The sequence below is a fragment of the Pantoea sp. MT58 genome (assembly GCF_014495885.1).
GTDB lineage: Bacteria > Pseudomonadota > Gammaproteobacteria > Enterobacterales > Enterobacteriaceae > Pantoea > Pantoea eucalypti.
On sequence record NZ_CP061083.1, the window covers coordinates 3,098,683 to 3,111,480 of the forward strand.

At 54.2% G+C, this 12,798-nt stretch carries 12 protein-coding genes; 10 read left to right on the forward strand and 2 right to left on the reverse strand.

The window, feature by feature from the left end; genetic code table 11:
* Positions 1-4: 4 nt before the first annotated feature.
* From cyoB to IAI47_RS14705, 5 genes are all read left to right on the forward strand, one after another.
* Positions 5-1,987 carry a cytochrome o ubiquinol oxidase subunit I gene (gene cyoB, locus IAI47_RS14685; protein WP_008924891.1) on the forward strand — a complete coding sequence of 661 codons (1,983 nt, stop codon included), beginning with the start codon at positions 5-7 and terminating at the stop codon, positions 1,985-1,987.
* Positions 1,987-2,601 carry a cytochrome o ubiquinol oxidase subunit III gene (locus IAI47_RS14690; protein ID WP_008924890.1) on the forward strand — a complete coding sequence of 205 codons (615 nt, stop codon included), beginning with the start codon at positions 1,987-1,989 and terminating at the stop codon, positions 2,599-2,601. The genes cyoB and IAI47_RS14690 overlap by 1 nt, the downstream gene beginning before the upstream one ends.
* Positions 2,601-2,930: a cytochrome o ubiquinol oxidase subunit IV gene (locus IAI47_RS14695; RefSeq protein ID WP_008924889.1), complete on the forward strand. Its 330-nt coding sequence runs from the start codon at positions 2,601-2,603 to the stop codon at positions 2,928-2,930. Before IAI47_RS14690 ends, IAI47_RS14695 begins: the two co-directional genes overlap by 1 nt.
* A 13-nt stretch (positions 2,931-2,943) precedes the next feature.
* Positions 2,944-3,831 carry a heme o synthase gene (gene cyoE / locus IAI47_RS14700; RefSeq protein WP_008924888.1) on the forward strand — a complete coding sequence of 296 codons (888 nt, stop codon included), beginning with the start codon at positions 2,944-2,946 and terminating at the stop codon, positions 3,829-3,831.
* Between the two features lie 132 nt (positions 3,832-3,963).
* Positions 3,964-5,328 (forward strand): MFS transporter, encoded by a 1,365-nt coding sequence (locus IAI47_RS14705; protein ID WP_008924887.1) that lies wholly within the window; start codon positions 3,964-3,966, stop codon positions 5,326-5,328.
* A 565-nt stretch (positions 5,329-5,893) separates the two neighbouring features.
* Here the strand turns inward: IAI47_RS14705 and IAI47_RS14710 are convergent.
* Positions 5,894-6,385 (reverse strand): YajQ family cyclic di-GMP-binding protein, encoded by a 492-nt coding sequence (locus IAI47_RS14710; RefSeq protein WP_003852530.1) that lies wholly within the window; start codon positions 6,383-6,385, stop codon positions 5,894-5,896.
* Positions 6,386-6,520: 135 nt separating this feature from the next.
* Here IAI47_RS14710 and panE point away from each other — a divergent pair, with 135 nt between their 5' ends.
* Both panE and yajL read left to right on the forward strand, forming a co-directional pair.
* Positions 6,521-7,441, forward strand: a complete 921-nt coding sequence (panE, locus tag IAI47_RS14715) for a 2-dehydropantoate 2-reductase (protein ID WP_008924886.1) — start codon at positions 6,521-6,523, stop codon at positions 7,439-7,441.
* On the forward strand, positions 7,395-7,991 hold the full coding sequence (yajL, locus tag IAI47_RS14720; protein WP_003852527.1) for a protein deglycase YajL: 597 nt from the start codon (positions 7,395-7,397) through the stop codon (positions 7,989-7,991). The genes panE and yajL overlap by 47 nt, the downstream gene beginning before the upstream one ends.
* A 66-nt stretch (positions 7,992-8,057) precedes the next feature.
* On the opposite strand, the gene thiI is transcribed toward yajL, so the two are convergent.
* Positions 8,058-9,506 carry a tRNA uracil 4-sulfurtransferase ThiI gene (gene thiI, locus IAI47_RS14725; RefSeq protein WP_003852525.1) on the reverse strand — a complete coding sequence of 483 codons (1,449 nt, stop codon included), beginning with the start codon at positions 9,504-9,506 and terminating at the stop codon, positions 8,058-8,060.
* A 232-nt stretch (positions 9,507-9,738) separates the two neighbouring features.
* Here thiI and xseB point away from each other — a divergent pair, with 232 nt between their 5' ends.
* The 3 genes from xseB to dxs are packed head-to-tail and all read left to right on the forward strand — an operon-like array spanning position 9,739 to position 12,765.
* Positions 9,739-9,981: an exodeoxyribonuclease VII small subunit gene (gene xseB, locus IAI47_RS14730; RefSeq protein WP_003852524.1), complete on the forward strand. Its 243-nt coding sequence runs from the start codon at positions 9,739-9,741 to the stop codon at positions 9,979-9,981.
* Positions 9,981-10,880 (forward strand): (2E,6E)-farnesyl diphosphate synthase, encoded by a 900-nt coding sequence (ispA, locus tag IAI47_RS14735; RefSeq protein ID WP_003852522.1) that lies wholly within the window; start codon positions 9,981-9,983, stop codon positions 10,878-10,880. The genes xseB and ispA overlap by 1 nt, the downstream gene beginning before the upstream one ends.
* Positions 10,881-10,899: 19 nt before the next feature.
* Positions 10,900-12,765 (forward strand): 1-deoxy-D-xylulose-5-phosphate synthase, encoded by a 1,866-nt coding sequence (dxs, locus tag IAI47_RS14740; protein ID WP_008924885.1) that lies wholly within the window; start codon positions 10,900-10,902, stop codon positions 12,763-12,765.
* Positions 12,766-12,798 lie beyond the last annotated feature (33 nt).

Here is a 12,798-nt window from a genome sequence, read left to right on the forward strand (position 1 = left end):
TACGATGTTCGGAAAATTAACACTTGATGCAGTGCCGTACCATGAGCCGATTATCATGGTTACGGTTGCCGCTATCCTGATAGGTGGTGCGGCGCTGGTCGCTGCGATTACCTATTTTGGTAAGTGGAAATATCTGTGGTCTGAATGGCTGACGTCAATCGACCACAAACGCCTGGGTATCATGTACATCATCATGGCATTCGTCATGCTGATTCGTGGTTTCGCTGATGCCATTATGATGCGTACCCAGCAGGTTATGGCTTCGGCCGGTGAAGCGGGCATTCTGCCACCGCACCACTACGACCAGATCTTTACCGCGCACGGCGTGATTATGATCTTCTTCGTGGCGATGCCTTTCGTGGTTGGCCTGATGAACATCGCCGTTCCGTTGCAGATTGGTGCACGTGACGTCGCGTTCCCGTTCCTGAACAACCTGAGCTTCTGGTTTACTGCGGTCGGTGTGATCCTGGTTAACCTGTCGCTGGGCGTGGGCGAGTTCGCACAGACCGGCTGGCTGGCTTATCCGCCGCTTTCCGGCGCGGAGTACAGTCCCGGCGTCGGGGTCGATTACTGGATCTGGAGCCTTCAGCTTTCAGGTATTGGTACGACCTTAACCGGTATTAACTTCTTCGTGACTATCCTGAAGATGCGCGCACCGGGCATGAGCCTGTTCAAAATGCCGGTCTTTACCTGGACCGCACTGTGCACCAACGTCCTGATCATCGCTGCGTTCCCGGTTCTGACCGTGACCCTGGCGCTGTTGACCCTTGATCGTTATCTCGGCTTCCATTTCTTCACCAATGAAATGGGCGGGAACATGATGATGTACGTCAACCTGATCTGGGTCTGGGGCCATCCGGAAGTGTATATCCTGGTACTGCCGGTGTTTGGTGTGTTCGCAGAAATTACTGCGACCTTCTCCAAAAAACGTCTGTTTGGTTATACCTCTCTGGTGTGGGCGACCATCGCCATTACCGTGCTGTCGTTTATCGTCTGGTTGCACCACTTCTTCACCATGGGTGCAGGTGCCAACGTTAACGCCTTCTTCGGTATCATGACGATGATCATCGCGATTCCGACCGGGGTTAAAATCTTTAACTGGCTGTTCACCATGTATCAGGGCCGCATTCAGATGCACTCTGCCATGTTGTGGACCGTTGGCTTCCTGGTAACCTTCTCTGTAGGGGGTATGACCGGCGTACTGCTGGCCGTTCCGGGCGCTGACTTTATTCTGCACAACAGCCTGTTCCTGATTGCTCACTTCCACAACGTTATCATCGGTGGTGTGGTCTTCGGTTGTATGGCAGGCGTGACCTACTGGTTCCCGAAAGCATTCGGCTTCACCCTGAACGAAACCTGGGGTAAGCGCGCATTCTGGTTCTGGATCATTGGCTTCTTCGTTGCCTTTATGCCGCTGTACGCACTGGGCTTCATGGGCATGACCCGTCGTCTGAGCCAGGATATCGATCCACAGTTCCACCCTCTTCTGGTGGTTGCGGCGGTCGGTGCTGGTCTGATTGCAATGGGTATCCTGTGTCAGCTGACCATGTTCTACGTTTCAGTACGTGACCGTGATCAGAACCGTGATGTGACAGGTGACCCGTGGGGCGGTCGTACGCTGGAGTGGGCAACCTCTTCACCACCACCGTTCTATAACTTTGCTGTCATCCCACATGTGCATGAGCGTGATGCTTTCTGGGAAATGAAAGAGAAAGGCGAAGCGTACAAACAGCCGGCATCTTATGAAGAGATTCATATGCCGAAAAACAGTGGTGCTGCAATCGTCATCTGCGCATTCGCTACTGTAATGGGCTTCGCGCTGATCTGGCATATCTGGTGGATGGCTGGTCTTTCCTTCCTCGGCATGATCGTTACCTGGATCGTGAAGAGCTTCGACGAAGACGTGGATTACTACGTTCCGGTTGCTGAAGTTCAGAAGATTGAAAACCAGCACTTTGACGAAATCAGCAAAGCAGGTCTGAAATAATGTCAACTGAAACTCTTAAACATCACCACGACGCCCATGCGGAGCATGGGCATCACGATGCAGGAGCCAATAAAGTCTTTGGCTTCTGGATCTACCTGATGAGTGACTGCATTATCTTCGCAACCCTGTTTGCGACCTATGCTGTCATGGTCAACAACACTGCCGGTGGCCCGGCAGGTAAAGATATCTTTGAGCTGCCGTTTGTTCTGGTAGAAACCGCCCTGCTGCTGTTGAGTTCGATCACTTACGGCATGGCTGTTATCTCCATGAACAAGGAGCAAAAAGGTGCCGTTATCGGCTGGCTGGCGCTGACCTTCCTGTTCGGTCTGGGCTTCATCGGGATGGAAATCTATGAATTCCATCACCTGATTGCTGAAGGCTTTGGTCCGGATCGCAGTGGCTTCCTGTCTGGCTTCTTTACGCTGGTCGGTACTCACGGTCTGCACGTGACCTCCGGTCTGATCTGGATGCTGGTTCTAATGTTCCAGGTTTCTAAACGTGGCCTGAACGCGACTAACCGCACCCGTATCATGTGTCTGAGCCTGTTCTGGCACTTCCTGGACGTGGTCTGGATTTGCGTCTTCACCGTTGTTTACCTGATGGGAGCCATGTAATGAGTCATTCTGTTAACGAACATGGCGCTTCACACGGTAGCGTGAAGTCCTACATGATCGGCTTCATCCTCTCTATCATCCTGACGGCCATCCCGTTCTGGATGGTAATGGATGGCAGTGCATCTCACGGTACTATCCTCGGTGTTGTTCTGGTTTGTGCGGTAATCCAGGTGCTGGTTCACCTGGTCTACTTCCTGCACTTAGACAGCAAATCTGAGGGTGGCTGGAACATGGTAGCCATTGTTTTCTCGGCCATCATCATCCTGATTGTCGTAGTGGGCTCACTGTGGATCATGTGGAACCTCAACTACAACATGATGCCTCACTAAAGAGTCACGCGTAATGTTTAAGCAATACCTGCAAGTTACAAAACCAGGAATTATTTTCGGGAATTTAATTTCTGTGATCGGCGGATTTCTGTTGGCTTCCAAAGGCAACACAGATTACGCCCTGTTTCTCATCACCCTGGTGGGCGTGTCACTGGTGGTTGCATCGGGTTGTGTTTTCAACAACGTGATTGACCGCGACATTGACATCAAGATGGAGAGAACCAGGAATCGGGTGCTGGTAAAAGGCCTCATCTCCGCGAAAGTAAGCCTGGTTTATGCCACTGTGCTGGGTATTGCCGGCTTTGCGTTGCTCTACTTCGGTGCTAATCCGCTGGCCATGTGGCTGGCGGTGATGGGCTTCGTGGTGTACGTGGGTATCTACAGTCTCTACATGAAGCGTAATTCCGTTTACGGAACGCTGATTGGCAGTCTGTCAGGTGCTGCGCCGCCGGTTATCGGCTACTGTGCAGTCTCTAACCAGTTTGATGCTGGTGCGTTAATCCTGCTGGCGATCTTTAGCCTGTGGCAGATGCCGCATTCGTACGCGATTGCTATCTTCCGCTTTAAAGATTATCAGGCAGCGAACATCCCGGTTCTGCCGGTGGTGAAAGGCATTTCCGTGGCTAAGAATCATATTACGCTCTATATTCTGGCGTTTATGATTGCCACGCTGATGCTGACGCTGGGTGGCTACGCGGGTTACAAATATCTGGTTGTGGCTGCTGCGGTCAGCGTCTGGTGGCTGGGCATGGCGTTATCGGGTTACAAAACCGCAGATGACCGTGTCTGGGCACGCAAGCTGTTTGTCTTTTCTATCGTGACCATCACCGCGCTGAGCGTGATGATGTCGGTAGATTCGCTGGCTCCGGCTTCAAAGGACCTGCTGACTTACGTCTGGTAACTGGCACCGATACAGCATGAAAAGGGCGCGATTATCGCGCCCTTTCTTTTTGTTACCACTGCTTAAAAACTATTGTTTTACCCGCCCTGCCCCGCCACCTAGAATAAAAGCAGCACATTAACAGAGGTTGGAATGAACGATAATAAAATGACTCCGGTGGAGCTGCGCGCCACATGGGGCCTCGGTACGGTCTTTTCCCTGCGCATGCTGGGAATGTTTATGGTCCTGCCGGTACTGACCACTTATGGCATGGCATTACAGGGCGCAAGTGAAACCTTAATCGGTCTGGCAATTGGCATCTATGGCCTTGCCCAGGCAATCTTTCAGATTCCTTTTGGTCTGCTCTCCGACCGCATCGGCCGTAAGCCGTTAATTGTCGGCGGACTGTTGTTGTTTGTTCTGGGCAGCGTTATCGCCGCCTGCACCGATTCCATCTGGGGCATTATTCTGGGTCGTGCGCTGCAGGGTTCAGGCGCGATTGCGGCTGCCGTAATGGCCCTGTTATCCGATTTAACCCGTGAGCAGAACCGCACCAAAGCAATGGCGTTTATCGGCATCAGTTTTGGCGTGACCTTCGCGATTGCTATGGTCGTCGGCCCGATTGTTACGCACGCGCTGGGTCTGCATGCGCTGTTCTGGATGATTGCGATTCTGGCGTCGCTGGGTATCGTGATTACCCTGCTTGTGGTGCCGTCCGCTTCACATCATGTCCTGAACCGTGAATCGGGTATGGTGAAAGGCAGCTTCCGCAAAGTATTGGCTAACCCGCGTCTGGTAAAGCTCAATATCGGTATTTTCTGCCTGCATGTTCTGCTGATGTCGAGCTTTGTGGCGTTACCCGGACAGTTTGAGCAGGCTGGATTCCCGGCCCCCGAGCACTGGAAAGTTTATCTTTCCACTATGCTTATCGCCTTTGCCGGCGTGGTGCCGTTTATTATTTATGCCGAAGTGAAGCGTCGTATGAAGCGCGTGTTTGTCGGCTGCGTCGGGATGATTGTCATTGCTGAGATTGTACTGTGGGGCGCGGAAGGTCATTTCTGGACGCTGGTCGTGGGTGTTCAGCTCTTCTTCTTCGCCTTCAATCTGATGGAAGCCATCCTGCCTTCACTGATCAGTAAAGAGTCCCCTGCAGGTTATAAAGGTACGGCGATGGGGATCTACTCCACCAGCCAGTTCCTGGGTGTGGCCGTTGGTGGCAGTATGGGTGGCTGGGTATTTGGTCATTTCGATGCTCAGACCGTGTTCCTGGTTGGCGCGATGGTGGCTGCGGCCTGGCTGTTTGTCAGCATGACGATGCAGGAGCCGCCTTATGTCAGTAGCCTGCGCATCGTGCTGAGTGATGCGGCTCTGGCTGTGCCAAATCTGGAGCAGCGCCTGAAAGCGCAGCCTGGCGTTAACTCCGTGTTTATCGTGCCGGAAGAGAAAAGCGCGTATATCAAAATTGATAGTAAGGTCACCAGCCGCCCTGAACTGGAAGCGCTGCTGGGGAGTTGCTAGCTTAAAAAAGTTTGGTGATAACGTCAGCTCGTTTCGCTTCAGGATCGAGCTGGCGCAGGGGGCAAGGTCAGATCGGAAAGTCGCAAAAGTCGCCATCCATGGCGCGGGACGCTTTCCTCCTCTGGCCGTATTCCCTTCGCCTCCTAAGCTTTTGAGTTTCTGAATGGTTCACCCGCATTTAAGTTTCTAAGCAACCTCCAACCCGCATAACCATTCTTACAGACAACTCAGAAATTCATAGCGATGGGAGCCTGTGCCTGTAGCAAAGCATCGCGGGCCATGGATGGCCCGCGATGAGCCGCCATGGATGGCGCTTTTGCGTCTTTGCGAAAGGCACAGGCTCCCTGAGCAAGTGCGTGATCGCACAGACGCCCTACAGCTCACACCCACTTCTTCAAAGAGATGCAAGCCAGCACACGATGCCACTGACGTCACAAACCACGCCTTCATTCAGACGGCTCACAAATTTGGAACGATGCAGCGCTGCTCCTGCCAGATAACAAAAAACCCGGCATTATCCGGGTTTATATCACTGCATTCATGCTGAAAACTCAGCCAATCACGCTTAATCGCGGAAGTTTTTAAACTGGAACGGCTGGCCCAGATTACTGCCGCGCACGATCGCCATCGCGCCCTGCAAATCATCACGTGCTTTGCCGGTCACACGCAATGCTTCACCCTGAATCTGGGTCTGCACTTTCAGCTTGCTGTCTTTAATCAGCTTCACCAGCTTCTTCGCGACGTCGCTTTCAATGCCTTTCTTCAGTTTGGCATCGACCGCCCAGCTTTTGCCACTATGCTCAATCTCTTCGGGCACCTCTAAGGCGCCGCCTTCAATCCCGCGCTTCAGTAACTTCTCACGCAAAATATCGACCAGCTGCTTAACCTGAAAATCAGACTCGCTGGTGATCTTGATGGTTTCATTCTTTTCGTTGAGCTCAAACTCGGCGCTCACGTTGCGGAAATCGAAGCGGGTAGACACTTCACGGTTGGCATTCTCCACCGCATTGCGAATTTCCTGCAGATCGACCTCTGAAACGATATCGAAAGATGGCATCTCTTCTTCTCCTGACGCTAAAGTGACATGCATAATACGCGTCTTAAGGTGCTAAATAAAATCAGGCTGCACACAACGCTATAATGAAAGTGTGACAATGAATAATAGATGGATAGCCCGCCAGCGGGAGGCAGCATGAAAATTACCGTGTTAGGTTGCGGTGCGCTGGGACAGGTCTGGCTGACAGCACTGGCCCGCCAGGGACATGAGGTACAGGGATGGTTGCGGGTGCCACAGCCCTACTGTTCAGCCAATGTGGTTGACCCACAAGGCAACATATCGAACCGCACGTTTATTGCCAATGATCCGCTCTTTCTGGCGGAAAGCCAGCTGCTGCTCGTCACGCTCAAAGCCCCGCAGGTCTCGCCTGCGGTGAAAAACCTGGAGAGCGTGCTGCAGAAGAACTGCCCGGTGCTGCTGCTGCACAACGGCATGGGGACGCTTGAAGAGCTGAAAGGGCTGACTCAGCCACTGCTGCGCGGCGTCACTACCCATGCGGCGATGCGCGATGGCACCGTCATCAAACACATTGCCAGTGGTATCACCCATATCGGCCCCGGCAACCGTAAAAGCGCCGCTTATAGCGATCTCGCCGATATCCTGCACCCTGCCCTGCCCGACGTTGCCTGGCATGACAATATCCGGGCCGCCTGCTGGCGCAAACTGGCCGTCAATTGCGTCATCAACCCGCTCAGCGTGGAATATGCGTGTCAGAACGGTGCACTGCGTGCTTATCCGGAACAGATCGCGCAACTGTGTGAAGAGATCAGTTGGGTCATGGAGCGCGAAGGCCAGAGCATAGCCAGTGAAAGCCTTCAGGACATCGTCTTCGACGTGATTGAAAGCACTGCGGCCAACACCTCTTCAATGCTGCAGGATGTTCGCGCGCAACGGCTCACCGAAATCGACTATATCAGCGGCTTTCTGCTGCGCCGCGCCCGGACGCACGGCCTGGTGCTGACGGAGAACACCCGTCTGTATGACATTGTAAAACGCAAGGAGTCCCATTATGACCGCGAACGCATCGGTGCTGGTTTGCCTGGCACATGGCAGTGAAGAAACCGAAGCTGTCACCACTATCGACCTGCTGGTTCGGGCCGGGCTAAACGTTGTTACCGCCAGCGTCGAAAGCGATGGCAGCCGGGAGATCGTCTGCTCTCGCGGTGTGCGTCTGCTGGCTGACGTCACACTGGTTGAAGTCGCCGACAATGACTTCGCCGCCATCGTCCTGCCTGGTGGCCTTAAAGGGGCTGAGACTTTCCGTGACAGTCCGCTGTTAGTCGAAACGGTGCGTCAGTTTCATCTCAATGAGAAAATTGTCGCCGCGATATGCGCAGCGGCAGGCACCGTATTGATCCCCCACGATCTCTTCCCGGTCGGTAACATGACCGGATTCCCCGGCTTAAAAGAGACCATTCCGGCAGATAAGTGGATGGAGCGCCGTGTCGTCTGGGATCCGCGCGTTAATCTGCTGACCAGCCAGGGACCCGGCACGGCAATGGATTTTGCGCTGAAGCTGATTGATCTGCTGGTGGGAAAAGAGATGGCGCGCGAGGTTGCCGCACAACTGGTGCTGGCTCCCGGCATTTATGACTATCAGGCTTAAATACTAAGGCTTAAAACGAGAAAGCCAGTCAGTCCTGAACAGGTGCTGACTGGCTCTGAAACGTGACTACGGGCGGTAAACTTTAACGTTCTTAAAGCCCTGCTCATGCAGATAGAGCGCCTGAAGACGGCTCATCACACCGCGATCGCAATAGAGTAGCCAGGTGCGATTCTGATCGAGATCGCCAAACTGCGTACTGAGTTTATAGAACGGCAGCGATTTCACTTCCGTCGCGTTTAGCGTCAGAGGCTTCTCTTCCTGCTCATCGATAGATCGGATATCCAGCACCACATCGTTCTCACTCAGCAAGGCGACGGTCTCAACTTCCACCACCTCCTCTTCTGTCTGCTCAGCGATGGTGCGGATATCGACGTTGGTCGCTTCTTCGATAACCCGATCGAGAATCGTGAAGTCGAAATTCTGCTCTTCCGCCTCAATCTTCGCTTTCACCGCCTTCACGGTCGGGCTTTTTGAGATCACGCCGCAATATTCCGGCATGGTGCTGGCGAAATCTTCGGTGCCGATTTCACGGGCAATTCGGATAATGTGCTCTTTGTCATGAGAGATCAGCGGACGCAGAATCAGCGTATCCGACGCGTTATCGATCAGACGCAGGTTGGTCAGCGTCTGGCTCGACACCTGGCCTACCGCTTCACCGGTGACCAGTGCCTGTACGCCGTAGCGCTCAGCAATCGTCGAGGCAGCCCGCACCATCATGCGTTTCAGCACTACGCCCATCTGGCCGTCATCCACTTTCTCGAGGATCTCACCGACGACCGGCTCAAAATTGATCGCTACAAAGCGTACGCGGTGTGAGCGACCAAAACGATTCCACAGATAGTGCGCAACCTGACGGACGCCAATCTCATGGGCGGCTCCACCAAGGTTAAAGAAGCAGTAATGCACACGGCTGCCGCGACGCAGCAGCATATAGCTGGAGACGCCGGAGTCGAAACCGCCGGAAATCAGCGACAGCACATCTTCCTGCGTGCCAATCGGGAAGCCACCCAGGCCTTCGTAGCGCGCAGTCACCAGCGTCAGACGATTCTCTTCAACTTCCAGATTCACCGTCACGTCCGGATTTTTAAGCTGCACGCGGGCGCTTTCGATATGCTGGTTCAGACCGCCGCCTACATAGCGCTCCACATCCTGCGAACTGAAGCTATGCTTGCCACGACGCTTAACACGCACACAGAAACTCTTTCCTTCCAGACTGTCGCGATACTGCGCTAACGTCTGTTCAAAGATGTGATGAATATCCGTGTACTCGCGATCTTCGACCGCTAAAACGTGATGAATACCGGGAATGCGGGCGAGCTCATCGGGAATAATATCCGCCAGCGCTGCATTTTTTGACCGCACTTCAATGTGATCCCAGTAGCGCACAACGGCGATATCGTCGCTGACGGTTTTCAGGACGTTGCGAATATTGCTGGCAAGAATCTTGATAAAGCGCAAACGCACCGACGGACTCTTGATGGTGATTTCAGGAAATAACTTGATGATAAACTTCATGGCGACACAGCTTCGTTGGGCAAATAAGTGCTAAAACAGGCGGCACTTAGCTGGTAAAATCACAAAATTGCGGGCTGCAAGGCGCAACCGCATCCGAGGCGCGGGAGTATATCACCTTTGTCAGGTGACTGCTTCTTCATCAGCCGCCGCATTGATTATTTTGCTAATCATTGGGTCTCAGCTACCATGACCGATTGCGAGATAATGTCCCAACCGTGAGTCGACACGAAATATGCCGAAAAAAGCCGAACAGCCAGCCAGCTTTGAAACGTCATTGCAGCAGCTGGAGCAGATTGTCAGCCGTCTGGAAAGTGGTGAACTGCCGCTTGAAGAAGCCCTGAACGAATTTGAGCGCGGCGTGCAGCTGGCGCGAAATGGCCAGCAGACGCTGCAGCAGGCTGAACAGCGGGTTCGTATTCTGCTGAACGATGATAAAGAGGCCGACCTCACCGCTTTCACGCCGGAAAACGACTAATGGATTTCGCCCGATTACTCGACGTTTATCAGCAGCAGGTGAACGCTGCCCTGACGCGTTTTATAGAGCCACTTCCTTTTCAGAGTTCTCCTCTGGTGAATGCCATGCATTATGGGGCATTATTAGGCGGTAAACGCCTGCGTCCTTTTCTGGTCTACGCTACCGGTGAAATGCTCCACGCCGACCCGGCGAGTCTGGATGCGCCCGCCGCCGCGGTTGAATGCATCCATGCGTACTCTCTGATACATGACGATCTCCCTGCGATGGACGATGACGCACTGCGTCGCGGGCAGCCAACCTGTCACATTAAATATGGCGAAGATACGGCGATTCTGGCGGGCGACGCCCTGCAGACGCTGGCCTTCTCTATCCTGGCAGATGAAGCGATGCCGGGTGTCAGTGCCGAATACCGTCTGATGATGCTCTCCGAACTGGCTAAGGCCAGCGGCGTGGCCGGGATGTGTGGCGGACAGGCGCTGGATTTAGCGGCGGAAGGCAAATCTGTCGATCTGGACCAGCTTGAACAGATCCACCGCCACAAAACCGGCGCGCTGATCCGCTCAGCAGTCCGGTTAGGCGCGTTAACGGCAGGCGATGCGGGCCGTGAAGCGCTGCCGCTGCTTGACCGCTATGCTGAGGCTATTGGTCTCGCGTTTCAGGTGCAGGACGACATTCTCGATGTGGTCGGTGATACGGCCGTGATCGGAAAACGCCAGGGTGCCGATCAGGATCTGGGAAAAAGCACCTATCCTTCATTGTTAGGCCTTGAAAATGCCCGTGCAAAAGCGCGGGATTTGTATCAGGAAGCTCTTGATGCTTTAGAATTGCTCGCTGCGCACTCTTATAACACTACAGCACTGCAGGCGCTGGCGAGCTTCATAATTGAACGCGACAAATAACTTCCATAATGAGTCTCTGATGAGTTTTGATATTGCTAAATACCCGACACTGGCGCTGGCAAACACGGTTCAGGAGCTGCGCGCCCTGCCCAAAGAGAAGTTGCCTGCGCTGTGTGATGAACTGCGTCAGTATCTGTTAGACAGTGTAAGCCGCTCCAGCGGCCATTTTGCGTCGGGTCTGGGCGTAGTCGAACTGACGGTCGCGCTGCATTATGTCTATAACACCCCCTTTGACCATCTGGTGTGGGACGTGGGTCATCAGGCTTATCCGCATAAAATTCTGACCGGTCGCCGCGATCGCATCGGCACCATTCGTCAGAAAAATGGCGTGCACCCGTTTCCGTGGCGCGGTGAAAGTGAATATGACGTCTTAAGCGTCGGACACTCATCGACCTCGATCAGTGCCGGTCTCGGCATGGCCGCGGCGGCTGAACGTGAAGGCCAGGGCCGTCGCACCGCCTGTATTATCGGCGATGGCGCGATCACGGCGGGCATGGCGTTTGAAGCGATGAATCATGCCGGTGATATCAAGCCGGATATGCTGGTCATCCTCAACGACAACGAGATGTCGATCTCTGAAAACGTCGGTGCGCTGAATAACCGCCTGGCGCAAATCCTGTCAGGTAAAACCTACGCGCGATTGCGCGAAGGCAGCAAGCGTGTGCTGACCAGCCTGCCGCCGATTAAAGAGCTGGTAAGACGCACCGAAGAACACCTCAAAGGCATGGTCGTGCCGGGTACGCTGTTTGAAGAGCTGGGCTTTAACTACATCGGCCCGGTTGACGGCCACGATGTGCTGACGCTGGTCAATACGCTGAGCAACATGCGCAGCCTGAAAGGGCCGCAGTTCCTGCATATCATGACGAAGAAAGGCAAAGGCTACGCGCCGGCAGAGGAAGATCCGATTGCCTGGCACGCCGTGCCTAAATTTGACCCGGCGATTGGCGAACTGCCAAAAAGTGCGGAAGGTCTGCCGAGCTACTCCAAAATCTTTGGTAACTGGCTGTGCGAAATGGCTGCCGACGATCCGAAGCTGATGGCGATTACCCCGGCGATGCGTGAAGGCTCTGGCATGGTGGCCTTCTCCCGTGAGTTCCCGAAACAGTATTTTGATGTGGCAATCGCCGAGCAGCATGCGGTGACCTTCGCAGCGGGTATGGCGATTGGCGGCTACAAACCGATTGTTGCCATCTACTCGACGTTCCTGCAGCGTGCCTATGATCAGCTGATTCACGACGTCGCCATCCAGAAACTGCCGGTCCTGTTTGCCATTGATCGCGGTGGTATTGTGGGTGCGGACGGTCAGACTCACCAGGGCGCGTTTGATCTCGCCTATCTGCGCTGTGTGCCGGATATGGTGATCATGACCCCAAGCGATGAGAATGAGTGTCGGCAGATGCTCTACACCGGCTATCACTATCAGGCTGGCCCAAGTGCAGTGCGCTATCCGCGCGGCACCGGTGTCGGTACACCGCTGGCACCCCTGCAGAGCCTGCCGCTGGGTAAAGCGGTCGTGAAACGCCAGGGTGAAAAGCTGGCAATTCTGAACTTCGGCACTCTGTTGCCAGAAGCCGCCGCCACAGCGGAAGCATTGAATGCGACCCTGGTCGATATGCGCTTTGTAAAGCCGCTGGATGAAGCGCTGATTGCTGAGCTCGCTGCCACGCACGACTCACTGATTACGCTGGAAGAAGGCGCAATCAAAGGCGGTGCAGGCAGTGGCGTGAATGAATTTATCATGGCGAAACGTCTGGCTGTTCCGGTGCTGAACATCGGTCTGCCGGATGAATTTATCCCGCAGGGTACGCAGGATGAAGTGCGTCATGACTATCTGCTTGACGCGGAAGGCATTCAGCAACAGATCGCCCGCTGGCTGGCGCAGTAACCTCCCTTCTCTGCGCTCCCCCTCAGGGAGCGC

Bases quoted from the DNA above. Each gene is read 5' to 3' on its own strand.
- xseB (WP_003852524.1), top strand. From the start codon at position 9,739: ATGCCGAAAAAAGCCGAACAGCCAGCCAGCTTTGAAACGTCATTGCAG.
- thiI (WP_003852525.1), bottom strand. From the start codon at position 9,506: ATGAAGTTTATCATCAAGTTATTTCCTGAAATCACCATCAAGAGTCCG.
- dxs (WP_008924885.1), top strand. From the start codon at position 10,900: ATGAGTTTTGATATTGCTAAATACCCGACACTGGCGCTGGCAAACACG.
- ispA (WP_003852522.1), top strand. From the start codon at position 9,981: ATGGATTTCGCCCGATTACTCGACGTTTATCAGCAGCAGGTGAACGCT.
- IAI47_RS14710 (WP_003852530.1), bottom strand. From the start codon at position 6,385: ATGCCATCTTTCGATATCGTTTCAGAGGTCGATCTGCAGGAAATTCGC.
- IAI47_RS14690 (WP_008924890.1), top strand. From the start codon at position 1,987: ATGTCAACTGAAACTCTTAAACATCACCACGACGCCCATGCGGAGCAT.
- cyoB (WP_008924891.1), top strand. From the start codon at position 5: ATGTTCGGAAAATTAACACTTGATGCAGTGCCGTACCATGAGCCGATT.
- panE (WP_008924886.1), top strand. From the start codon at position 6,521: ATGAAAATTACCGTGTTAGGTTGCGGTGCGCTGGGACAGGTCTGGCTG.
- yajL (WP_003852527.1), top strand. From the start codon at position 7,395: ATGACCGCGAACGCATCGGTGCTGGTTTGCCTGGCACATGGCAGTGAA.
- IAI47_RS14695 (WP_008924889.1), top strand. From the start codon at position 2,601: ATGAGTCATTCTGTTAACGAACATGGCGCTTCACACGGTAGCGTGAAG.
- IAI47_RS14705 (WP_008924887.1), top strand. From the start codon at position 3,964: ATGAACGATAATAAAATGACTCCGGTGGAGCTGCGCGCCACATGGGGC.
- cyoE (WP_008924888.1), top strand. From the start codon at position 2,944: ATGTTTAAGCAATACCTGCAAGTTACAAAACCAGGAATTATTTTCGGG.